We start from the raw sequence: 22416 nt of genomic DNA, 5'->3' as shown, positions 1-22416 counted from the left end.
TAGATTGCCTCCCCGTGCGCGTGCTCGTGATCGGCTCCGGTGCCCGTGAGCACGCCTTGTGCGTGGCTCTCCGACCCGACCCCGCGGTCGACGCCCTGGCGTGCGCGCCGGGCAACGCCGGCACGGCCGCGGTGGCCGAGCCGCTGGTGGTGGTCCCCGACGACCCCGCCGCCGTCGCCGCGCTGGCCGTGGCGTGGCGCGCCGACCTCGTGGTGGTCGGACCGGAGGTGCCGCTGGTGGCCGGAGTCGCCGACGCCGTGCGCGAGGCCGGCATCGCCTGCTTCGGGCCGTCGGCGCAGGCCGCCCGCATCGAGGGCTCCAAGGCCTTCGCCAAGCACGTCATGGCCGCGGCCGGGGTGCCGACGGCGCGCGCGTGGGCGGTCGGCGGCGAGGCCGAGCTGCACACCGCCCTGGACGAGTCCGGCGCCCCGTACGTGGTCAAGGACGACGGGCTGGCCGCGGGCAAGGGCGTGCTCGTGACCACCGACCGGGACGCCGCCCTCGCGCACGGGCTGGCGGTGCTGGGCGCCGGGCACGCGGTGCTCGTGGAGGAGTTCCTCGACGGCCCCGAGGTGTCGCTGTTCGCCCTGTGCGACGGCGTCACGGTGCGGCCGCTGCTGCCGGCCCAGGACCACAAGCGCCGCGACGACGGCGACGGCGGGCCCAACACCGGCGGCATGGGCGCCTACGCGCCGCTGCCCTGGGCCCCGGCCGATCTCGTCGAGCGATGCGTGACCCGGGTGCTGCAGCCCACCGTCGACGAGATGGCCCGCCGCGGCGAGCCGTTCGTGGGCCTGCTGTACGCCGGGCTGGCGCTCACCTCGCGCGGCCTGCGGGTGGTGGAGTTCAACGCCCGCTTCGGCGACCCGGAGACCCAGGTCGTGCTGCCGCTGCTGGAGACCCCGCTGGCCGGCCTGCTGCACGCGGCCGCCACCGGCACCCTCGGTGAGCAGCCGCCGCTGCGCTGGCGGGACGGCGCCGCGGTGACCGTGGTCGTGGCGGCGCCGGGCTACCCGGAGTCCCCGCGCACCGGCGGCGTGGTCACCGGCGCCGACGCCGAGGGCGTGCTGCACGCCGGCACCCGCCTCGCCGCGGACGGCACCGTGCACGCCGCCGGTGGGCGGGTGCTCGCCGTCACCGCGGTCGGGGCGGACCTGGCCGGAGCCCGCGAGCTGGCCTACGCCCGGGTCGCCGGTGTCGGGCTCGCCGACGGCCACTGGCGCACCGACATCGGCCTGGCCGCCGTCGAGGGCCGGATCGTCGTCCCCGGGTCCTGACCCCGGCCCCCCGACCTCCAGGCACGGTGAGCGCGCGAACTGGGGGCACAGAAGGCGCGCGAGCTGTGGTGGGAGGGGAAGGTCACCCGGGGTGGCCGTCGGTGACGCCGACGACGGGGGCGGCCCGGCCGACCAGGGGTTCCGGCGGGCGCGGGCCCTCGGTGCGCCGGGCGAGGTAGGTGCCGGCGACGTTGAGGCAGGCGACCAGCGGCACCGAGATCAGCGCGCCGAACACCCCGCCGACCAGCAGTCCTGCGGCGATGGCGAGCACGACGGCCAGCGGGTGCACGCGGACGGCCCGGCCGAGCAGCAGCGGCTGCAGCACGTGCCCCTCCAGCTGCATGATCGCCACGATGACGCCCAGCACCACCAGGGCCTTGATCGGGCCGACCGTGACCAGCGCGACGAGCACCGCCACCGTGCCGGCCAGGAACGACCCGATGATCGGGATGAACGCGCCCAGGAACACCAGCGCCGCCAGGGGCAGGGGCAGCTGCACGCCGATCACGAACAGCGCGATGCCGATGAGCACGGCGTCCACCAGCGCGACCAGCGCGGTGGCCCGCACGTAGGACACCAGCGTGCGCCAGGCCCGGCGTGCGGCCTCGTCGAGGTAGGCCCGGGAGTTGCGCGGGGCCAGCCCGACGAACCACAGCCAGATCGAGCGACCGTCCTTGAGGAAGAAGAACAACGTGAACAGCGCCAGCACGAAGCCGGTGAGCACCTCACCCAGGGTGGCCGCGGTGGTGAGTGCGCCGGCGGTGAGGGTGTCCCGGTTGTCGACGACGCTGCGCTGGACGGTCTCCAGGGCGGCGTCGATCTGCGCCTGGGAGACCGGGAAGTTGTCGGTGACGAAGTCCTGCACCCGGGTGATGCCCTCACCGACCTGGTCGGCGAGGTCGGTGTAGCCGGCGGTGAACCGCTCGATCACCAGCGTGACGATCCCGGCGACGGCACCGACACCCACGATCAGCATCGCCGTGGCGGCCAGCGAGTGCGGCCAGCCGCGGCGCACGAGGAACGCCGCCCCCGGCTGCAGCAGCGCGGCCAGCAGCAGCGCGACGATCACCGGGACGACGACCACGGCCATCATCGCGGCCACCACCAGCAGCGCGTAGAGCGCGGCACCGACGAGCAGCACCCGCCACGACCAGGCGGCGGCCAGGCGCAGGCCGTTCGGCACCTGGGTCTGCACCTGCTCGGGCCGGTCGGGGGCGAGCAGGCTGCCCCGGCTGCGGTCGCGCTGCCCGGCCGGTCGGCGGGGACGCACACCACCCTGGGGCGGGCCGCTGGTCCCACCGGCGTCGGGTGCGTCCGGGGCGGGGCTGCCCAGCGGAGGTGCCTGCTCACCGGGCTCCGGGGTGCCCGCGTGCGGGACCTGCTCGACGGGCGGGTCGGCGCCGGGCGGGGACGGGCTGAAGGCGGTGGTGCGGCCGAAGGTGGCCACGTTCTCGTCGTCGTCGTACTGCCCGTCGTCGGGCTCCAGGTGGCCGTGCCGCTCGTCGTCCATGACGAGCACGACCCGCCGCTCGGGGAAGGCGTAGGGGTCGTACTCGCGTGCCGCACGGATGCGTGCCCTGGCCCGGTCGAGGACGTGCGTGGCGCGTCGGAGCATCGTGACCTCGGTCTGCTGGGCCGGTGTGCTCCGGCGGGTGGTCGGGTCCGTCCAGGGTGGTGCGGTCGGGCCGGGGCAGGGTGCCGTGGGCGGTGCGGGAGGATGGGGTCGTGTCTCGAACAGCTGACCAGTCGAACCTGGTACCCGCATGATCGACCGCTACACCCTCCCCGACATGGGCCGGGTCTGGAGCGAGGCGCACAAGTACGCGCTGTGGTGCCGGGTCGAGACGCTGGTGCTGGAGGCGCACGCCGCCGCGGGCCGGGTGCCGGCCGACGTGGTCGAGCCGGTGCGCGCTGCCGCGCCGCCCACGCCGGAGCGGGTGGCGGAGATCGAGGAGACCACCCAGCACGACGTCATCGCGTTCCTCACCGCCTGGGCCGACAACACCGAGCCCCGCTCGGCCGCGGCCTACGTGCACCACGGCATGACGTCGTCGGACCTGCTGGACACCGCGCTGGCGGTGCAGCTCACCGACGCCACCGACGTGCTGCTGGCCAAGGCCGACCGGCTGGTCGCCGCGCTGCGCGACCACGGGCTGGCCCACCGGCACACGCTCAAGGTGGGCCGCACGCACGGCGTGCACGCCGAGCCCGACGTCTGGGGCCACCGGGTCGCCGACCTGGCCTTCGCCATGGCCCGCTCCCGGGACCGGCTGCGCGCCGCCCGCGCGGCGGTGGGCGTGGTGGCCATCTCCGGCGCCGTCGGCACGTACTCGCTGATCGACCCGTCGGTGGAGCAGCAGGTCGCGGCGGCGCTGGACCTGCGGGCGGCCGACGCCTCCACCCAGGTGGTGCTGCGCGACGGCATCAGCGAGTGGGTGTCGGCGCTGGCGATCATCGCCACCGTCTGCGAGGCGGTCGCGCTGGAGGTGCGGCACGGGCAGCGCACCGAGGTGCGCGAGCTGTCCGAGGCGTTCGGCTCGGGCCAGAAGGGCTCCAGCGCGATGCCGCACAAGAAGAACCCGATCCGCTCCGAGCGCGTGGCCGGGCTGGCCCGCGTGGTGCGCGCGGCGATCGTGCCGGTGATGGAGGGCATCCCGCTGTGGCACGAGCGGGACATCTCGCACTCCTCCACCGAGCGGGTGTTCCTGCCCGACGCCGCGATCACCACCGACTACCTGCTGCACCTCACCACCGGCCTGGTGGAGAACCTGGTCGTCGACGCCGAGCGGATGCGCGCCAACCTCGACTCCACCGGCGGGCTGATCTACACCTCGGCGGTGCTGCTGGAGCTGGTGGAGGCGGGCATGGGCCGCGAGCAGTCCTACGCCCTGGTGCAGGCCGCGGCGATGCGCACGTGGCAGGGCGGTACGCCGTTCCGCGAGACGCTGCGCGAGCAGGCCGCCGACGCCGGGGTCACCCTGGACGAGGCCCGGCTGGACGGGATCTGCACGCCGGAGCGCTACGTCGCCAACCTGGACCCGCTGTTCGAGCGGCTGGCCGCGCTCTCGTGAGCGTGCCGTTCGAGCTGGTCGCGCGAGGCAAGGTCCGCGAGGTCTACGCCGTGGACGCCGACCGGCTGCTGCTGGTGGCCTCGGACCGCATCTCCGCCTACGACCACGTGCTGCCCACCCCGATCCCGGACAAGGGCCGGGTGCTCACCGGGCTGTCGGTGTGGTGGTTCGAGCAGCTGGCCGACGTGCTGACCGCGCACGGCGCCACCCACCACCTGCTGTCGACGACGGACGTGCCGGCCGAGGTCGCGGGGCGGGCGATGCTGGTGCGCCGGCTGGAGATGGCCCCGGTCGAGTGCGTGGCCCGCGGCTACCTGTCCGGCTCCGGCACGGTGGAGTACCAGCGCACCGGCGCCATCCGGGACGTCGTCCTCACCGCCGGGCTGGTCGAGGGCTCACGGCTGCCCGAGCCGGTGTTCACCCCGTCGACCAAGGCCGAGGCGGGCGAGCACGACGAGGCGATCACCTTCGCCGACGTCGTGGCGGCCGTCGGCACGGAGCAGGCCGAGGCGCTGCGGGACCTGACGCTGGCGCTCTACACCCGGGCCGCGGAGATCGCCGAGGCCGCCGGGATCGTGCTGGCCGACACCAAGTTCGAGTTCGGCACCGTCCCCGGCGCGTCGGGGCTGGTGCTCGGCGACGAGGTGCTCACCCCGGACTCCTCGCGCTTCTGGCCGGCGGTCACCTGGTCACCGGGCGCGGCCCAGCCGTCCTTCGACAAGCAGTACGTGCGCGACTGGCTGACCGCCTCGGGCTGGGACCGGGTCTCCCCGCCGCCGGAGCTGCCCGGGGACGTGGTGGCCGCCACCCGGGAGAAGTACGTCCGTGCCTACGAGCTGCTGACCGGCCGGCCCTTCGGCTGACCGCCTAGACGTGGCCCTGCGCCCGCAGCTCGCGCAGGTGGGCGAACACCCGGGCGCGCAGCACGTCCTGGTCCTTCTGGGCCAGGTCGGTGAACCGCACGGAGGCCTCCCACGCGCCGTCGGTGCGGGGGTGGGTGCGCACCAGCTCCGCCCGGCCGGCGACGACGGTGCCGGCCACGTCCACGCTGACCTGCATCGGGCTGCCGGCGTCGCGGGGGCGCAGCCCGCGGGCGTCGGTGGGCGGGGTGCGGAACACCGCGCGCAGCCCGCCCTCGCTCAGGTCGACGGCCCACCCGGTCTGCTCCTGCCCACCGGCGACCGCCCGCACCGGCAGCCGCAGCGAGGACCGCACGGCGTCCCGTCGCTGCGTCGGCACCGCCGGCCCGGTCACCTGCAGTGCCCAGGTCGGTTCGTCGCCGGGCCGCACGGCGCGCAGCTCGACCGGTAGGCCGAGCAGGCCGGCCGGCCCCGGCCAGACCAGCTGCAGGGCCGCACCGACGTCCAGCCGCACCCGGGCGCCGGACCGCAGGCGGCCGGCGGACACCACCAGGTGCTCAGCGCCGGACTCGTGCACGACGCCGGTCACCGGCTCGGCGGCGTCGGCACCGAGCACGTCGACCACCTCGCGCGCCCCCGGGCGCAGGTCGCCGGGTCCGTCCGCCATCGCCTGCCGCCCTCGTCCGGGACTCAGACCAGACCGCGCGCGCGGGCGGTGCGCAGCAGGCTGAACACGTGCGCCCGGATGCGGTCGGCGGCCCGCTCGGGGAGGTCGACGAAGGCCAGCGACCACACGTGCCGCTGGTCGGTGGAGCGGTGCACCCGGACCAGGCGGGCCGCCGTCACCAGCAGGCCGGTGTCCAGCTCGAGCCGCAGCTCGACGGTCGTGCCGACGCCGGGCGCCGCGCCGGCGTCGCCGGTCGCGGGGTCCAGCGCGGGGTGCGGGCGCAGCGCGCAGCGCGCGCCGCCCTCGCTGAGGTCCAGCGTCGCGCCCTGCAGCTCGACCACCGCGTGCACGCTGTCCCCGGAGTAGGTGGCCACCCCGGAGGCGAACCGGATGGTCACCGGCACGCCCGCCGGTGCGCGCACCGCGTCCCGCCGCTGCGACAGGCCGACCGGCCCGACGACGACGAGCCGGCAGCTGCCGTCGGCGTCCACGTCGCGCAGCTCCGCCCGGGCGCTGCGCCGGCCGTCGGCGGCCTGCCAGCTGAGCTCCACCAGGTCGCCGCTGCGCAGCCACACGGCCTCGCCCGTCTCGTCCAGCGGGCGGCTGACCAGCACCGTGCCGCGCTCGACCTGCCGCACCCGGCCGGTCAGCCCGCCGTCCTCGCCGAGCCGCACGAGCACCACCCGGCTGGACACCTCGGGGTGCGCCGTGTCGGTGCCGGGGCGCGCGTCCTCGGACTGCGTCGTGGGCACGCGGCACCTCCTGCGGACCGGCCCTGCGGGGAGCAGAGGGAGGCCTGGAGGGTAGCGACCGGGACGGCCGGCAGGGGTCGGACGCGCGGGGCGGGACGGTGCCGTCACCGCCGGACGGCGCCCTGCCGGGACGGTGGCGCCGGCCCCGACGGTACGGTGGGGCACGTGCCCCGTGTGGTCGTCGACGTCGTCCTGAAGCCAGAGATCTCCGATCCCCAGGGTCAGGCGGTCCTCGGAGCGCTCGGCCGGCTGGGTCACCCGGGGGTGACCAGCGTCCGCCAGGGCAAGCACTTCGTCCTCGAGGTCGAGGGCACGCCGGATGCCGCCGAGCTGCGGCAGATCGCCGAGACGCTGCTGGCCAACCCGGTCATCGAGGACGTCGAGCTCCACCTCCCCAGCGACTAGAGAGAACCCCTGTGCGCATCGGTGTCATCACCTTCCCGGGCTCCCTGGACGACGTCGACGCCGCACGCGCGGTGCGGCTGGCCGGCGGCGAGGCCGTCGCCCTCTGGCACGCCGACGACGACCTGAGCGGGGTGGACGCCGTCGTCCTGCCGGGCGGGTTCTCCTACGGCGACTACCTGCGGGCCGGTGCCATCGCCGCCCGGGCGCCGCTGATGCGCTCGGTGGTGGACCGGGCCCACGCGGGGTTGCCCGTGCTGGGCATCTGCAACGGGTTCCAGGTGCTCTGCGAGGCGGGCCTGCTGCCCGGGGCGCTGACCCGCAACGGCCACCTGCACTTCCGCAACCGCGACCAGGCGCTGCTCGTCGAGCGCGCGGACACCGCCTGGACGTCGGCGTACACGACGGGGCAGCGGATCGTCGTCCCGGTGAAGAACGGCGAGGGCCGGTACGTGGCCGCCCCGGCCGAGCTGGACCGGCTGGAGGGCGAGGGCCGGGTGGTGGTGCGCTACGCCGACGGCAACCCCAACGGCTCCTCCCGGGACATCGCCGGGGTGACCAGCGCCGACGGCCGGGTGGTGGGCCTGATGCCGCACCCGGAGCACGCCGTCGAGGACCTCACCGGGCCCTCGGTGGACGGCCTGGGCTTCTTCACCTCCGTCCTCTCCTCGGTCGTGACCGCATGACCGCCCACCCGACTTCTCCGGGCACGAGTCAGGTGGGCGGTGTCCCCCAGCTGGACACCGTCGAGCTGGCCGCCACGACCGCCGACACCGAGCAGCCCTACGCCGAGCTGGGCCTGCGGCCGGAGGAGTACCAGGAGATCCGTGAGATCCTCGGCCGCCGGCCCACCACCGCCGAGCTCGCCATGTACTCGGTGATGTGGAGCGAGCACTGCTCCTACAAGTCCTCCCGGGTGCACTTCCGGCACTTCGCCGACCTGCCCGCCAGCGACGCCCTGCTGGTCGGGATCGGCGAGAACGCCGGCGTGGTCGACGTCGGCGACGGGTACGCGGTGACCTTCAAGGTCGAGTCGCACAACCACCCCAGCTACGTGGAGCCCTACCAGGGCGCGGCCACCGGCGTGGGCGGCATCGTGCGCGACATCCTCACCATGGGCGCCCGGCCGGTCGCGGTCATGGACTCGCTGCGCTTCGGCGCGGCCGACGCCCCGGACACCGCCCGGGTGCTGCCCGGCATCGTGGCCGGCGTCGGTGGCTACGGCAACTGCCTGGGCCTGCCCAACATCGGCGGGGAGCTGCTCTTCGACGACTGCTACCTGGGCAACCCACTGGTCAACGCCCTGTGCGTCGGCGTCATGCGGCACGGCGACATCCGGCTGGCCAAGGCCGAGGGGCTGGGCAACAAGGTGGTGCTCTTCGGGGCCCGCACCGGCGGTGACGGCATCGGCGGGGTGTCGGTGCTGGCCAGCGAGACGTTCGACGCCGAGGGGCCGGCCAAGCGCCCCGCGGTCCAGGTGGGCGACCCGTTCACCGAGAAGCTGCTGATCGAGGCGTGCCTGGAGATCTTCGCCGCCGACCTGGTCACCGGCATCCAGGACCTCGGCGGCGCCGGGCTGTCCTGCGCCACCAGCGAGCTGGCCAGCGCCGGGACGGGCGGCATGCACGTCGACCTGGACACCGTGCCGCTGCGCGACTCCACGCTGACCGCCGCCGAGATCCTGATGAGCGAGTCGCAGGAGCGCATGTGCGCCATCGTGGAGCCGGCGAAGGTGGAGGAGTTCCTCGCCGTCTGCCGGAAGTGGGACGTGCTGGCCACCGTCATCGGTGAGGTCACCGACGGCGACCGGCTCACCATCGACTGGCACGGCGAGCGGATCGTCGACGTCCCGCCGCGCACGGTGGCGCACGGCGGGCCGCTCTACCACCGCCCGATGACCCGCCCGGCCGACCTGGACGGCCTGCAGGCCGACGCCCCGCCGTCGTCCTCGGCGGACCTGCGGGCCGACTGGCTGGCGGTCGTGTCCTCACCCGACGGCGCGGACAAGAGCTGGGTGACCGAGCAGTACGACCGCTACGTGCGGGGCAACACCGTGCTCGCCCAGCCCGAGGACGCCGGGGTGCTGCGGATCGACGAGCAGACCCACCGCGGGATCGCGCTGTCGCTGGACGGCAACGGCCGCTTCGCCCGACTCGACCCGTACACCGGCGCGCAGCTGAACCTGGCCGAGGCCTACCGCAACGTGGCCGTGTCCGGTGCCCGCCCGCTGGCCGTCACCAACTGCATGAACTTCGGCTCGCCGGAGAACCCCGAGGTCATGTGGCAGTTCGCCGAGGCCGTGCGCGGCCTGGCCGACGGCTGCCGGGCGCTCGGACTGCCGGTCACCGGCGGCAACGTGAGCCTGTACAACCAGACCGGCGACACCGCGATCAACCCGACGCCGGTGATCGGCGTGCTCGGCGTGCTGGACGACGTCCGCCGCCGGGTGCCCACCGGCTGGCGGGCCGACGGCGAGACCGTGCTGCTGCTCGGGGAGACAGGTGCGGAGTTCGGCGGCTCGGCGTGGGCCTCGGTGGTGCACCGCCACCTGGGTGGTCTGCCGCCGGCGCTCGACCTGCCCGCCGAGCAGGCACTGGCCGGCCTGATCGGCACCCTGGCCACCGACGGCACCCTCAGCTCGGCCCACGACCTGGCCGACGGCGGGCTGGCCCAGGCGGTCACCGAGTCCGCGCTGCGCCACGGCACCGGGGCGCGGCTGCGGCTGACCGGTGACCTCACGGCGGCGCTGTTCGCCGAGTCGGTGGCCCGAGCCGTGGTCACCACGACCCGGCCGGACGCCGTGCGGGCCGCCGCCGCGGCGGCCGGGGTGCCGGTGACCGAGCTGGGCGTGACCGGCGGCGACGCGTTGGTGGTCGAGGACGTGCTGGACCTCCCCCTGGCGGAGCTCCGCGCGGCCTGGTCGGCGACCCTGCCCGCGCTGTTCGGCTCCCCGGAGGCCGCGGTCGGCACCGTCCCCGCCGGCACCGTCCCCACCAGCTGACCCCCCACCCCGCCAAGATGGCCATCGTGGCGACGGGTTCGTGTCGGAAATGGCGGTGAATTCGTGGCGGTGAGTCCGTGGCGGTGACGGCGCCGATCTCGGCGGAGCAGCTGCGCGCCGTGCTGGCGCCGGTGCTGCCCTGGCTGGCCGGGGAGGCCGACCAGCCGGCCCGGGCGGTGCTCGGCCCGGCGGTCAAGACCTCGGCCCGCTGGCTGGCACAGCAGGTGCCCGGGCGGTCGGTGGAGGTGCGGGTGCCACCGCACGTGGCGGTGCAGTGCGTGCCCGGTCCGCGGCACACCCGCGGCACCCCGCCCAACGTGATCGAGACCGACGCCGCCACCTGGCTGCGGCTGGCCACCGGCCTGCAGACCTGGGACGACGCGGTCACCGCGGGCCGGGTGCACGCCAGCGGCAACCGGGCCGACCTGTCCGAGCACCTGCCGCTGCCGCCGCTGCGCCGTCCGCGCGGGTGACCGGCGGGGCGGTCCCGCCTCCGGGCCCGGACCTATCCTGAGACCCATGTCACCCACCCCGAGGACGACGTCGTGAGCCGCGCCGCGGAGGACGTGGCACCGCCGGTCCCGGCGGACAGGCCGGGCGGCGCTCACTGGCTGCGGGCGGAGACCGGGCGCCTGCTGGAGTTCGCCGCCCGCTCGCGGCACCCGGTCGCCGGGTTCGGCTGGCAGGACGACGCCGGTGCCATCGACCCGGACCGACCGGTGGAGCTGTGGATCACCTGCCGGATGACGCACGTCTTCGCCCTCGCCGTGCTGGACGGGTACCGCGAGCACGCGCCGCTGCTGGACCACGGGATGGCCGGCGTGCAGGCCATGCGGGACGCGAGGTCGGGCGGCTGGCACAGCGCCGTCGGCCCGGCCGGCCCGGTGCCGGGCACCAAGGAGGCGTACGCGCACGCCTTCGTGGTGCTCGCCGGTGCCAGCGCGACGCTGGCCGGGCACCCGGCGGGGCCGGCGCTGCTCGGCGACGCGCTGGAGGTGACGACCGGGCGCTTCCTGGGTCCCGACGGCCTCGTCGTCGACACCTGGGACGAGGGCTTCACGACGCTGGACGCCTACCGCGGGGTGAACGCGAACATGCACGCGGTGGAGGCGTTCCTGGCCGCCGCGGACGCGACCGGTGACCGGGCCTGGCTGGACCGGGCGCTGGTGATCGTGGAACGGATCGTGCACGGGTTCGCGGCGGGCAACTCCTGGCGGCTGCCGGAACACTACGACGAGCAGTGGCAGCCGCTGCTGGAGTACAACCGGGAATCACCGGCCGACCCGTTCCGGCCCTACGGCGCGACGATCGGGCACGGCCTGGAGTGGAGCCGGCTGGCGCTGCACCTGCACCACGCGCTGGCGGCCGACGCGCCGGCCTGGCTGGTGGACGACGCCCGCCGGCTCTTCGACGCCGCGGTGACCGACGGCTGGGACGCCGACGGCGCCACCGGGCTGGTCTACACCGTCGACTGGACCGGCACCCCCGTGGTGCACGAGCGGATGCACTGGGTCGCGGCCGAGGCCACCGCGACGGCGGCCACCCTGTTCGCGGTGACCGGCGAGGACCGGTACGCCCGGTGGTACGCGGACTGGTGGGCGTGGATCGAGGAGCACCTGGTCGACCGGGAGCAGGGGTCGTGGCGGCACGAGCTGGACCGGCACAACCGGCCGTCGTCCACCGTGTGGGCCGGGAAGCCGGACGCGTACCACGCCGTCCAGGCCGTGGTGCTGCCCCGGCGACCGCTCGCGGTCTCGGTCGCCGGGGCGCTCACCCGCACCCCGCTCGACGGGACCTGACGGAACCGGCCCGGCACCCTGGGTGGGTGCCGGGCCGGTGCGTGCCGAGGAGCGGTCAGCCGGTGAAGAGGCTGCTGGCCGTCTTGACCGTCTGGAACAGGCCGTAGGCCAGTGGGACGCCGACCAGGGTCCACGCCAGGGCGATCAGTCCGACCGGCGTGTGCGTGGTCCCGCCCGGCCCGTGGTCGTGGCCGTGCCCGTGGTCGTGGGTCTGACCGGGGCCGTGGTGGTGCCCGTGGTCGTGCGAGGTGGCCGGGTGGCTCATCGGGCGGCGCTCCGTTCCGGGGTCGTGCGGGTCTCGGCGTCCGTGCTGGGTTCGTGCCACTTGCTGTCCACCGGCTTGACCAGCAGGTTGGCTACGAAGCCCACGGCCAGCAGGCCGACCATGATGAACAGGGCCGGGCGGTAGTCGGCCGCCACCAGCTCACCCGGCGTCCCCTGGGTGTCGAGCACCCGGTTGACGATGAGCGGGCCGGCCACACCGGCGGCCGCCCAGGCGGTGAGCAGCCGGCCGTGGATGGCGCCCACCTGGTAGGTGCCGAACAGGTCGCGCAGGTAGGCCGGGATGGTCGCGAAACCGCCGCCGTAGAAGGACAGGATCAGCGCGGCCAGGACGACGAACAGCCAGGTGGCGCTGCTGCCGACGGTGGCCAGCGCGACGTAGAGCACCAGGCCGACGCCGAGGTAGACCATGTAGATGGGCTTGCGGCCGATGAAGTCCGACGTCGACGACCACACGAACCGGCCGGCCATGTTGAACAGCGAGAGCACGCCGACGAACCCGGCGGCCGCCGTCGCGGCCACGGTGGAGGTGTCGCCCTCGCGGAAGAAGTCCTGGATCATCGGGGCTGCCTGCTCGAGGATGCCGATGCCGGCAGTGACGTTGCAGAACAGCACGACCCACAGCAGCCAGAACTGCTTGGTCTTGATGGCGTTCCCGGCCGACACGCTGTTGGTGGTGACCAGTGCCTTGGAACGGATCGTCGAGGGGTCGAAGCCGTCGGGCGTCCAGCCCTCGGCCGGGACCCGGACGATGAAGGCGCCGAACATCATGAAGACCAGGTAGACCAGGCCCAGGGTGAGGAAGAGCATCGAGACCGCGCTGCCGCTGGGCGTGGTGCCGGCCGTGCCGTCGTAGGCCGGGTCGTAGAGGCTCATCAGCTGGCGCGACAGCGGGGTGGCGATGAGCGCGCCGCCACCGAAGCCCATGATCGCCATGCCGGTGGCCAGGCCCGGGCGGTCGGGGAACCACTTGATCAGCGTGGAGACCGGCGAGATGTAGCCGATGCCCAGGCCGATCCCGCCGATGACGCCGTAGCCCAGGTACAGCAGCCACAGCTGGTCGGTGGCGATGCCGAGCGAGCCGACGAGGAACCCGGACACCCAGAAGCAGGCGGAGGTGAACATCGCCGCCCGGGGACCGTTGCGGTCGACCCAGGTGCCGAACAGCGCCGCCGAGAGCCCGAGCATGACGATGGCGATGGAGAACACGATGCCGATCGCGGTCAGGCTGGACTCGAAGCTCGACACCAGCGCGGTCTTGTAGACGCTGGTGGCGTAGGCCTGGCCGATGCACAGGTGCACGGCGAGGGCGGCCGGCGGGATCAGCCACCGGTTGAAGCCCGGGCGCGCGACGATGCGCTCCCTGGCCAGGAAGGCGGGTACTGCCACGGGGTCCTCCGGTGCGGCGGGGCCCGCGCACCTGGGTGCGGGCGTGGTGGGGCCTGTGACCCAGGCCATGCGACGGGGAGCACGGTACGTCGGGCGCGACCAGGTCGCGCGTCGACGAGATCGGATCGATACCGGGCCGTTCCCGGACCCGGTCGTCCGCGCTCCCGCGGGGCGGAACACGACTGCTGGCCGTCAGGAACGACACATAGGCTCATCGCCATGCCATACGAGGTGAAGGGCGTCGTCGCCCGCAGCAAGGGTGCCCCGGTCTCGATCGAGACGATCATCGTCCCCGACCCCGGACCCGGTGAGGCCGTGGTCGACGTCCAGGCCTGCGGGGTGTGCCACACCGACCTGCACTACCGCGAGGGCGGCATCAACGACGAGTTCCCGTTCCTGCTCGGCCACGAGGCCGCAGGTGTGGTCTCGGCGGTGGGGGACGGCGTCACCAACGTGGCTGTCGGCGACTACGTGGTCCTCAACTGGCGGGCGGTGTGCGGGCAGTGCCGGGCCTGCACCAAGGGCAAGCCGTGGTACTGCTTCGCCACCCACAACGCCGCGCAGAAGATGACGCTGGCCGACGGCACCGAGCTGTCACCGGCGCTGGGCATCGGCGCCTTCGCGGAGAAGACCCTGGTGCACTCCGGGCAGTGCACGAAGGTCGACCCGGCCGCCTCGCCGACGGCCGCGGGCCTGCTGGGCTGCGGCGTCATGGCCGGGGTGGGTGCCGCCATCAACACCGGCGGGGTCGGGCGCGGGGACACGGTGGCCGTGTTCGGCTGCGGCGGGGTGGGTGACGCCGCGATCGCCGGCTCCCGGCTGGCCGGCGCGGGCACGATCATCGCCGTCGACATCGACGACCGGAAGCTCGAGTGGGCCAGGGGCATGGGCGCCACGCACACCGTGAACTCGAAGGAGACCGACCCGGTCGCCGCGATCAAGGAGCTCACCGGTGGCTTCGGCGTCGACGTGGCCATCGACGCGGTCGGGCACCCGGCGGTCTACCAGCAGGCCTTCGACGCCCGCGACCTCGCCGGCACCGTGGTGCTGGTCGGTGTCCCCAACCCGACCATGGAGATCACCTTCCCGCTGATCGAGCTCTTCGGCCGCGGCGGTGCGCTGAAGTCCTCCTGGTACGGCGACTGCCTGCCCAGCCGCGACTTCCCGATGCTGATCGACCTGTACCTGCAGGGCCGCTTCGACCTCGACGCGTTCGTGTCCGAGACGATCGGCCTGGGCGACGTCGAGGCCGCGTTCGAGAAGATGCACCACGGGGACGTGCTGCGCTCGGTCGTGGTGTTCTGATGGCCGTGCGGATCGACAAGGCCGTGGTCAGCGGGGTGTTCAGCCTCGACGGGCAGGACTTCGACGTCGACAACAACGTGTGGCTGGTCGGGGACGACACCGAGGTGCTCGTGCTGGACGCCCCGCACGACGCCGGCCCGATCCTCGAGGCGATCGGCGGGCGGCGGGTCACCGCGATCGTGCTGACCCACGGGCACAACGACCACATCTCCGCGGCCGTGGCGCTGCGCGAGGCCACCGGGGCGCCGATCTGGACCCACCCTGCCGACCGCATGCTCTGGGACGTCGTGCACCCGGACGCCGCCCCGGACCACGAGCTCGCCGAGGGCACCACGTTCCAGGTGGCCGGCGTGACGCTGACCGCGCTGCACACGCCGGGCCACTCGCCGGGCAGCACCTGCCTGCACTCGGCCGACCTGGCCACGGTGTTCACCGGGGACACGCTGTTCTGCGGTGGGCCCGGTGCCACCGGGCGCAGCTACAGCGACAAGCCGACCATCCTGACGTCGATCCGGTCGCGGCTGCTGACCCTGCCCGGCGACACCGTGGTGCGCACCGGCCACGGCGACGACACCACCGTGGCGGCCGAGGTCGGCAACATCGCGTGAGTCCGCTGGGGCGTCGTGCGCACGCCGCCCCAGCGGGTCACCCGTCCACCGCGGAGCACCCGACCTAGATTCCTGCCCTGCCGCTCAACCCCGCCGGGGTCGGCGAGCGTGTCTAGGAGTTGTGCGGCCCGCTGGGGCTGCCGGGGGCAGGAGTTGCGGTGGCACGCGAGTTCGACGACGACTTCAGCGAGTTCGTCCGGCGGTGGTCGCCCGCGCTGTTGCGCGTGGCGTTCCTGCTGACCTCCGACCGGGGGGAGGCGGAGGACCTGCTGCAGACCGCCCTGCTGAAGACCTCCCGGCACTGGGACCGGCTGGCCGACCGCGAAGCGGCCTACCCGTACGTACGGCGCGTGCTGGTCACCACGCACACCAGCTGGCGACGCCGGCGCCGCGTGCACGAGACGCTCGTGGACCAGCTGCCCGAGCGCGGGTACGGCGACGACTCCGGCTCGCTCGGTGCCGGTCGGGCGCTGCAGGCGCTGGAGCAGCTGCCCCCTCGGATGCGCGCCGTCGTCGTGCTGCGCTGCTACGAGGGCCTGTCCGAGGCCGAGACGGCCGAGGCGCTCGGCTGCTCGGTCGGCTCGGTGAAGAGCCACTCCTCCCGCGGGCTGGCCCGCCTGCGGCTCCTGCTCGAGGCACCCACCCCCGCGGAGGCGACCCGATGAACGACCACGACCTGGAGCTGGCCCTCCAGCGCGACGCCGACCTGGTCGGCGAGCCCGCTCCGGACCTGCTCGACCAGCTCTCCCGGCGCCGCAGCGACCAGCGGCGCCAGCGGATCGGTGGGCTGGCCGCCGTCGCCGCTGTCGTCGTGTTGGCTGCCGGGGTGCCGCTGGGCCTCTCGGCAGCCGCTCGCTCCGGCGGTCCCGCTGCCGAGCCGACGACCACGGTGAGCCCCGCGGCCCCGACGTCCCCGACGGCCCCGACGCCCGTGCCCACGCCCTCGGCGGCGCCGGCGACCCCGGTGCCGACGACGGCGTCCGCGCCGGCGACGCCGTCCGGCACGACGGCTGCACCGTCGACGATCCCGGCACCCCCGCCGTCGGCCCCCACCAGCACGACGACCAAGCCGACGACCAAGCCGACGACGGCGCCGACCCCGGCGGCTCCGGCGACCGCGGGCACGACCGACTGCCCGAGCTTCGCGACGCTGCAGGCGGCGATGCAGGCCGGCGCACCCGCCGCGGCGGACACCACGTACGCCATGGACGCGCGGTACTACGGCCCGGTGTGCTCGGGGGACTGGGCCGGCGCCGGCTACTCCCGCGCGTACACCGACCCGGCGACCGGCGAGGTGTTCCCCGACGGCGAGGCCGGGCTCTTCCACCGGGTCGGCGGCCGCTGGACACTGCTGGACCGGACCGCCTCGTGCGACGACCCGGCGATCCCGCGGCCGGTCTGGGAGCGGGCCTGCAACGTCGACTAGTACGTGCAGTGCGGCACCGGGTCGGGACGGCGTCGTGAGCGCCACCCCGAGCTGCGTCCGAGCAGCTCCGGGCCGGTATCGGGGACGGGTGCCCCGCGGAGCCGGACGACTGTCGCACGACCTCGACCCCCCGGACCCCGGCCCGCACGGGGTTGCCGACTCAGCGCTCCGTGGTGGCGAGCGCGCCGGGGGGCTCCGGTACGACGTCCCAGGTCACCGGCACCCGTCGCATGACCAGGGCGCAGTCCAGCGTCGCGCTGCCGGCCGGGAAGCGGCTGGTGTCGTCGAAGAAGCTCGACCGGGAGTGCACGACCCGGCCTGGGTCGACCCGCCAGGCCCGGGTGCACAGCCGGATGCCCTCCAGGTGCACGCCGTCGCGGCGCGGCGACCACCCGACAGCTCCCTGCTCGAAGAACGCCGATGCCTGCGCCACGTCGTCGAACAGGTGGCTGCCCTCCAGGGTGGGTGCCACCGCCACGCGCACGTCGACGGACGCCCCACCGTCGGTGGACCGGAAGGCCACCTGCAGGTCGTCGTCGGTCTCGCTGACGGTGAACCGCGCCCGCGAGTGCACGCCGGGGAACACCCGGCCGCCCAGCAGCACGGTCAGTCGGGAGTCGCTGTCGCGGCGGGGGATGTAGACGCCGGTGTGGCTGCCCGTGTCGTCCTCCCACTGCACGGCGATCCGGTGGGCCGCGTTCTCCGTGGTGAGACCGATGGCCGACGGCAGCCGTCGCAGGTGCAACCCGCCCAGCCGGATGAGGCAGATGCCGGCCACGCCCGCGCCGTCGACCAGCTGGGGGCGGAGCCCGGCGGGCAGCAGTGGCTGCAGCACCTCCGGGTCGACCCGGTAGTTGACCAGCAGCCGACGCTGCACCTCACCGACCATCTGCGGCATCGCCATGGCCGGATCCCAGGGGGCTCCGTGCCCCGGGGGCAGGCAGAACCGGGCTCGCCTCGGTCGTCGGAGGTGTCGCGCGACACCACGCCCGGGGCTGCGCCACCAGGTCGCGCCGGTACGGTGGACGCCGTGCCCCGTGGTGATGGACGGCTGACGCACGACCTCGACCCCTCTGCTCCCGGTCCGCAGGACGCCTGTGGCGTCTTCGGCGTGTGGGCACCGGGGGAGGAGGTCGCGAAGCTCAGCTACTTCGGCCTGTACGCGCTCCAGCACCGCGGGCAGGAGGCGGCCGGGATCGCGGTGTCCGACGGCGCCTCCGTCGTCGTCTACAAGGACCTCGGGCTGGTCAGCCAGGTGTTCGACGAGCCGACGCTGGGCAGCCTGCGCGGCCACATCGCCGTCGGTCACGCCCGGTACAGCACCACCGGTGCCTCGACCTGGGAGAACGCCCAGCCGACCTTCCGGACGACGGACTCCGGCACCGGCCTGGCCCTCTGTCACAACGGCAACCTGGTGAACACCGCCGAGCTCGCCAGCTGGGCCGCCGACCAGGGTGTCAGCGGCGCCTTCACCTCGACCACCGACTCCGACCTGGTCACCGCCCTGATCGCCTCCTACCAGGACCTCTCGGTCGAGGCGGCGGCGATGCAGGTGCTGCCGAAGCTGCGCGGCGCGTTCAGCTTCACGTTCATGGACGAGAACACCCTCTACGCCGCCCGGGACGCCCAGGGTGTGCGCCCGCTGGTGCTCGGCCGGCTGGAGCGCGGGTGGGTGGTGGCCAGCGAGACGTCGGCCCTGGACATCTGCGGCGCCTCGTTCGTCCGCGAGGTCGAGCCGGGCGAGCTGATCGCCATCGACGAGGACGGGCTGCGCTCCCAGCACTTCGCCGACGCCAAGCCGAAGGGCTGCGTGTTCGAGTACGTCTACCTGGCTCGCCCGGACACCACGATCTCCGGCCGCGGCGTGCACGCCGCCCGGGTGGAGATCGGCCGCCGGCTGGCCCGCGAGCACCCGGTCGAGGCCGACCTGGTCATCCCGGTGCCGGAGAGCGGCACCCCGGCCGCGGTCGGCTACGCCGAGGCCTCCGGCATCCCCTACGGCCTGGGCCTGGTGAAGAACTCCTACGTCGGGCGCACCTTCATCCAGCCGAGCCAGACCATCCGTCAGCTGGGCATCCGGCTGAAGCTCAACCCGCTGCGCGACGTCATCCGCGGCAAGCGGCTGGTCGTCGTCGACGACTCGATCGTGCGGGGCAACACCCAGCGCGCGCTGGTCCGGATGCTCCGCGAGGCGGGCGCCGTCGAGGTGCACGTGCGCATCTCCTCCCCGCCGGTGAAGTGGCCGTGCTTCTACGGCATCGACTTCGCCAGCCGGGCCGAGCTGGTCGCCAACGGGCTGGACGTCGACGGGGTGCGCGCCTCGATCAACGCCGACTCGCTGGGCTACGTGTCGCTGGCCGGCATGATCGCCGCCACCGACCAGCCGGCGACCCGGCTCTGCACCGCGTGCTTCACCGGGGAGTACCCGATCCCGCTGGGCGAGCCGGAGCTGCTGGGCAAGCACGTGCTGGAGGGCATCGGCCGCCGGGCCAGCCTGCCGCTGGTCGACGGCGACCGGGTGACCGAGCCCGCCCCGGCCCGCGCGGTCAGCGGCTGGACCGGTCAGCAGGCCGGCAGCGCCACGGTGCCCGGCGGCGCCGACGACGCGCTGCTCCGCCCGTGACCGAGGGGTTCACCTACGCCGCGGCCGGCGTCGACATCGACGCCGGGGAGCGCGCCGTCACCCTGATGCGCTCGGCGGTCGAGGCCACCAACCGGCCCGAGGTGGTCGGCGGGCTCGGCGGCTTCGCCGGGCTGTTCGCCCTGGACACCGCCCGGTACACCCGGCCGCTGCTGGCCTCCTCCACCGACGGCGTGGGCACGAAGATCGCGATCGCCCGGGCGCTGGACCGGCACGACACCGTGGGCATCGACCTGGTCGCGATGGTCGTCGACGACCTGGTGGCGTGCGGCGCCGAGCCGCTGTTCCTGCAGGACTACGTGGCCTGCGGGCGGGTGGTGCCCGAGCGGATCGCCGCGATCGTCACCGGCATCGCCGCGGGCTGCACCCAGGCCGGTGCCGCGCTGGTGGGCGGTGAGACCGCCGAGCACGGCGACCTGATGGGCGCCGACGACTACGACCTGGCCGCGACCGCGGTGGGCGTGGTGGAGGCCGACGCGGTGCTCGGGCCGGAGCGGGTGCGCGCCGGGGACGTCGTCGTGGCGATGCAGTCCTCCGGCTTCCACTCCAACGGCTACTCGCTGATCCGGCGCGTCGTCGCCTCGGCCGGGCTGGACCTGCACGCCACCCCCGCCGGGCTGCACCGCACGCTGGGCGAGGAGCTGCTGGAGCCCACCCGCATCTACGCGCTGTCCTGCCTGGCGCTGGTCGCCGAGCTCGGTGTCGACGCGGTGCACGCCTTCGCGCACATCACCGGGGGCGGGCTGGCCGGGAACACCGCGCGCGTCGTCCCCGAGGGGCTGGTGGCCGTGCTGGACCGCAGCACCTGGTCGCTGCCGCACGCCGTCGCCCTGCTCGAGGAGCACGGCGTGCCGCGCACGGAGTCCGAGCGGGCCTTCAACTGCGGCGTCGGGATGGTCGCCGCCGTGGCGCCCGAGGCGGCGCAGCGCGCGATCGACCTGCTGCAGGGGAACGGCGTGCCCGCCTGGGTCGCCGGGGAGATCGGCACCCGGGCCGAGCCCACCGACCCCGTTGCGCGGGCCGTCGGCGCCTACCGCTGACGATCGCCCTCAGCTCCACGCCTGACGGCCAGTCCTGCACGGAGGACCCGGTGAGGCGCGGCCACTCCCGCGCACAGGGCCGGGGAGCTGCGGCCATTCCCGCGGGAAGGGCCGCAAGCGGCGGCCACTTCCGCGCACAAGGCCGGGGGGGAGGCGCGGCCACTTCCGCGGGAAGGGCCGGGCGGTGCGGCCACTTCCGCGGGAAGGGCCGGGGGAGGCGGCCACTTCCGCGGAAAGGGCCCGGGCTGGCGGCCACTCTTGCGGGGAGGGCCGGCGAGGGGCGGGCAGTTCCGCAGGGAGGGCCGGCGGGGGGTGGCCACTTCCGTGGGGAGGGCTGTGTGGGACGGCAGCACGACGACACCGCCGCCCGGGTGGGCGACGGTGTCGGGGTGCTGGTGCTACGGGTGGGTCAACCGGCGCGGGTCAACGGGTGGCTGCCCAACCGTCGTCCGCGTCGTCGTCCGGCGCCCACTTGTCGTCGTAGGCGTCGTCCTCGGCATCGTCGTCCTGCGCCACGTGGGCGGAGTACGTCGACTGCTGGCCACCGAGCTCGCGCTGGAGCGCGGTGAGGTCGGTGTTGGGTGAGCTGTACTTGAGCTCACGGGCGACGCGTGTCTGCTTCGCCTTCGCTCGGCCGCGCCCCATTGGCTCGACCCCCTCATGACAGAGAACGGGCGTCCAGCTCTGGGCTTGGACGGCCCGAGAGGAGACCCCGACTGAGTGACTGTGTCCTGTGTGGAGCTTACGACACGGATCGACCGACAGCACACGTCCGGGTCCCGTGCCCCCTCCGGGGGAGGGGTCAGGTGACGCAGCTCTCAGCGAGGGAGGCGGATCGTGGCGAGCCGGCCGACCTGCGCGATGCGGTCCTCGGCGAGCCGGTCGGCGGCCACGGCGGGTGACTCGTCCCGCTCGGCGGCCGCGGTGAGCACGCGCAGCGTGGCGTCGAAGATGGTCGTGGCGCGCGCCTGCGCCCGGGCGAAGTCGAAGCCGTGCCGCTCGTCCTCCACCTGGATCACGCCACCGGCGTTGACCAGGTAGTCCGGGGCGTAGAGCACGCCGCGGCGCTGCAGCAGCTCCGCGGTGCCCGCGTGCGCCAGCTGGTTGTTCGCCCCGCCGCAGACGATCTCCGCGGGCAGCACGGCCACCGTCTCGTCGTCCAGGGCGCCGCCGAGGGCGCAGGGGGCGTAGACGTCGTGCGGGGTGCGTACCAGGGCCGCGGTGTCCGGGGCCACGGCCACGCCGGGGTGCCGCTCCCGGACCCGGGTCACCGCACCGGGGTCGACGTCGGTCACCACCACCGAGGCGCCGTCGTCGACCAGCCGGTCGACCAGCCAGGAGCCCACCTTGCCGACGCCGGCCACCGCCACCGTGCGCCCGCGCAGCGTGGGGCTGCCCCACCGGTGCTGCGCGGCCGCCCGCATGCCCTGGAAGACGCCGAAGGCGGTGAGCACCGAGGAGTCGCCGCAGCCGCCGTTGACCAGCGAGCGGCCGTGGGCGAACCGGGTCTCCCGGGCCACGACGTCCAGGTCGGCGTTGGTGGTGCCGACGTCGCAGGCGGACAGGTAGCGCCCGCCGAGGGACTCCACGAACCGCCCGTAGGCCCGCAGCAGCTGCTCGGTCTTGTCGGTGCGCGGGTCGCCGATGATGACGCCCTTGCCGCCGCCGAGGTCCAGGCCGGCCAGGCTGTTCTTGTAGGCCATCGCCCGGGACAGCGCCAGGGCGTCGGTGACGGCGTCCTGCTCGCTGGCGTAGGGGAAGAAGCGGGTGCCGCCGAGCGCCGGCCCCAGGGCGGTGGAGTGGATCGCGATCACCGCCCGGAGCCCCGACGCGCGATCGGAGCAGAAGACGACCTGTTCGTGCCCGGAGCCCATGACGTCCACGTTCCGAGCCTAG

22 protein-coding genes are annotated in these 22416 nt (G+C 74.5%); 14 read left to right on the top strand and 8 right to left on the bottom strand.

The window, feature by feature from the left end; all coding sequences use genetic code 11:
- Positions 1–14 precede the first annotated feature (14 nt).
- Positions 15–1277 carry a phosphoribosylamine--glycine ligase gene (gene purD, locus G1H19_RS03225; RefSeq protein WP_162393177.1) on the top strand — a complete coding sequence of 421 codons (1263 nt, stop codon included), beginning with the start codon at positions 15–17 and terminating at the stop codon, positions 1275–1277.
- Between the two features lie 82 nt (positions 1278–1359).
- On the opposite strand, the gene G1H19_RS03220 is transcribed toward purD, so the two are convergent.
- Positions 1360–2892 (bottom strand): AI-2E family transporter, encoded by a 1533-nt coding sequence (locus G1H19_RS03220; RefSeq protein WP_152730213.1) that lies wholly within the window; start codon positions 2890–2892, stop codon positions 1360–1362.
- A gap of 148 nt (positions 2893–3040) precedes the next feature.
- Here G1H19_RS03220 and purB point away from each other — a divergent pair, with 148 nt between their 5' ends.
- Complete coding sequence (gene purB / locus G1H19_RS03215) at positions 3041–4348, top strand: adenylosuccinate lyase (protein ID WP_152730212.1); 1308 nt, start codon at positions 3041–3043, stop codon at positions 4346–4348.
- The gene (locus G1H19_RS03210; RefSeq protein ID WP_162393176.1) at positions 4345–5211 is read left to right on the top strand and encodes a phosphoribosylaminoimidazolesuccinocarboxamide synthase; all 867 of its coding nucleotides are present in this window, start codon (positions 4345–4347) and stop codon (positions 5209–5211) included. Before purB ends, G1H19_RS03210 begins: the two co-directional genes overlap by 4 nt.
- 4 nt (positions 5212–5215) lie before the next feature.
- On the opposite strand, the gene G1H19_RS03205 is transcribed toward G1H19_RS03210, so the two are convergent.
- The gene (locus G1H19_RS03205) at positions 5216–5875 is read right to left on the bottom strand and encodes a PilZ domain-containing protein (RefSeq protein WP_152730211.1); all 660 of its coding nucleotides are present in this window, start codon (positions 5873–5875) and stop codon (positions 5216–5218) included.
- A gap of 23 nt (positions 5876–5898) precedes the next feature.
- Positions 5899–6627 (bottom strand): flagellar brake protein, encoded by a 729-nt coding sequence (locus G1H19_RS24355; RefSeq protein WP_162393175.1) that lies wholly within the window; start codon positions 6625–6627, stop codon positions 5899–5901.
- Between the two features lie 165 nt (positions 6628–6792).
- Here G1H19_RS24355 and purS point away from each other — a divergent pair, with 165 nt between their 5' ends.
- The 5 genes from purS (at position 6793) to G1H19_RS03175 (ending at position 11829) form a co-directional block, all read left to right on the top strand.
- Positions 6793–7032, top strand: a complete 240-nt coding sequence (gene purS, locus G1H19_RS24350; RefSeq protein ID WP_162393174.1) for a phosphoribosylformylglycinamidine synthase subunit PurS — start codon at positions 6793–6795, stop codon at positions 7030–7032.
- An 11-nt stretch (positions 7033–7043) separates the two neighbouring features.
- Positions 7044–7715, top strand: coding sequence for a phosphoribosylformylglycinamidine synthase subunit PurQ (gene purQ, locus G1H19_RS03190; protein ID WP_162393173.1), 672 nt, complete (start codon positions 7044–7046; stop codon positions 7713–7715).
- Between the two features lie 32 nt (positions 7716–7747).
- Positions 7748–10030, top strand: coding sequence for a phosphoribosylformylglycinamidine synthase subunit PurL (gene purL, locus G1H19_RS03185; RefSeq protein ID WP_235928181.1), 2283 nt, complete (start codon positions 7748–7750; stop codon positions 10028–10030).
- A 77-nt stretch (positions 10031–10107) separates the two neighbouring features.
- Positions 10108–10503, top strand: coding sequence for a sterol carrier family protein (locus G1H19_RS03180; protein ID WP_162393172.1), 396 nt, complete (start codon positions 10108–10110; stop codon positions 10501–10503).
- 72 nt (positions 10504–10575) lie between these two features.
- On the top strand, positions 10576–11829 hold the full coding sequence (locus tag G1H19_RS03175) for an AGE family epimerase/isomerase (RefSeq protein ID WP_235928180.1): 1254 nt from the start codon (positions 10576–10578) through the stop codon (positions 11827–11829).
- 55 nt (positions 11830–11884) lie between these two features.
- On the opposite strand, the gene G1H19_RS03170 is transcribed toward G1H19_RS03175, so the two are convergent.
- Both G1H19_RS03170 and G1H19_RS03165 read right to left on the bottom strand, forming a co-directional pair.
- Positions 11885–12094, bottom strand: a complete 210-nt coding sequence (locus tag G1H19_RS03170) for an MFS transporter small subunit (protein WP_152730208.1) — start codon at positions 12092–12094, stop codon at positions 11885–11887.
- Positions 12091–13500, bottom strand: a complete 1410-nt coding sequence (locus G1H19_RS03165; RefSeq protein WP_162393171.1) for an OFA family MFS transporter — start codon at positions 13498–13500, stop codon at positions 12091–12093. The genes G1H19_RS03170 and G1H19_RS03165 overlap by 4 nt, the downstream gene beginning before the upstream one ends.
- 219 nt (positions 13501–13719) lie before the next feature.
- On the opposite strand from G1H19_RS03165, the gene G1H19_RS03160 reads away from it, so the two are divergent.
- From G1H19_RS03160 to G1H19_RS03145, 4 genes are all read left to right on the top strand, one after another.
- Entirely contained in the window at positions 13720–14805 is a 1086-nt protein-coding gene (locus G1H19_RS03160; RefSeq protein ID WP_152730207.1) for an S-(hydroxymethyl)mycothiol dehydrogenase, read from the top strand.
- Complete coding sequence (locus G1H19_RS03155) at positions 14805–15413, top strand: MBL fold metallo-hydrolase (protein WP_174277976.1); 609 nt, start codon at positions 14805–14807, stop codon at positions 15411–15413. The genes G1H19_RS03160 and G1H19_RS03155 overlap by 1 nt, the downstream gene beginning before the upstream one ends.
- A gap of 158 nt (positions 15414–15571) precedes the next feature.
- Positions 15572–16078, top strand: coding sequence for a SigE family RNA polymerase sigma factor (locus G1H19_RS03150; RefSeq protein WP_162393170.1), 507 nt, complete (start codon positions 15572–15574; stop codon positions 16076–16078).
- Entirely contained in the window at positions 16075–16839 is a 765-nt protein-coding gene (locus tag G1H19_RS03145) for a hypothetical protein (protein WP_162393169.1), read from the top strand. The genes G1H19_RS03150 and G1H19_RS03145 overlap by 4 nt, the downstream gene beginning before the upstream one ends.
- A 160-nt stretch (positions 16840–16999) precedes the next feature.
- Here the strand turns inward: G1H19_RS03145 and G1H19_RS03140 are convergent, their stop codons facing one another.
- The gene (locus G1H19_RS03140; RefSeq protein ID WP_152730206.1) at positions 17000–17743 is read right to left on the bottom strand and encodes a DUF2071 domain-containing protein; all 744 of its coding nucleotides are present in this window, start codon (positions 17741–17743) and stop codon (positions 17000–17002) included.
- A 126-nt stretch (positions 17744–17869) separates the two neighbouring features.
- On the opposite strand from G1H19_RS03140, the gene purF reads away from it, so the two are divergent.
- Positions 17870–19462 carry an amidophosphoribosyltransferase gene (gene purF / locus G1H19_RS03135; RefSeq protein ID WP_162393168.1) on the top strand — a complete coding sequence of 531 codons (1593 nt, stop codon included), beginning with the start codon at positions 17870–17872 and terminating at the stop codon, positions 19460–19462.
- Positions 19459–20520: a phosphoribosylformylglycinamidine cyclo-ligase gene (purM, locus tag G1H19_RS03130; RefSeq protein WP_162393167.1), complete on the top strand. Its 1062-nt coding sequence runs from the start codon at positions 19459–19461 to the stop codon at positions 20518–20520. Before purF ends, purM begins: the two co-directional genes overlap by 4 nt.
- A gap of 423 nt (positions 20521–20943) precedes the next feature.
- Here purM and G1H19_RS03125 read toward each other — a convergent pair whose 3' ends face one another.
- Together G1H19_RS03125 and G1H19_RS03120 are read right to left on the bottom strand one after the other, a co-directional pair.
- Positions 20944–21165 carry a DUF3073 domain-containing protein gene (locus G1H19_RS03125; protein WP_152730205.1) on the bottom strand — a complete coding sequence of 74 codons (222 nt, stop codon included), beginning with the start codon at positions 21163–21165 and terminating at the stop codon, positions 20944–20946.
- A gap of 173 nt (positions 21166–21338) precedes the next feature.
- Positions 21339–22394 carry a Glu/Leu/Phe/Val family dehydrogenase gene (locus G1H19_RS03120; protein WP_152730406.1) on the bottom strand — a complete coding sequence of 352 codons (1056 nt, stop codon included), beginning with the start codon at positions 22392–22394 and terminating at the stop codon, positions 21339–21341.
- Positions 22395–22416 lie beyond the last annotated feature (22 nt).

Origin of the sequence: Goekera deserti, from assembly GCF_010685995.1 — a bacterium.
In the GTDB taxonomy this organism is placed as follows: Bacteria; Actinomycetota; Actinomycetes; order Mycobacteriales; family Geodermatophilaceae; genus Goekera; species Goekera deserti.
The sequence above is the reverse complement of the archived record's forward strand: the minus strand, read 5'-3'. Positions and strand labels throughout refer to the sequence as shown.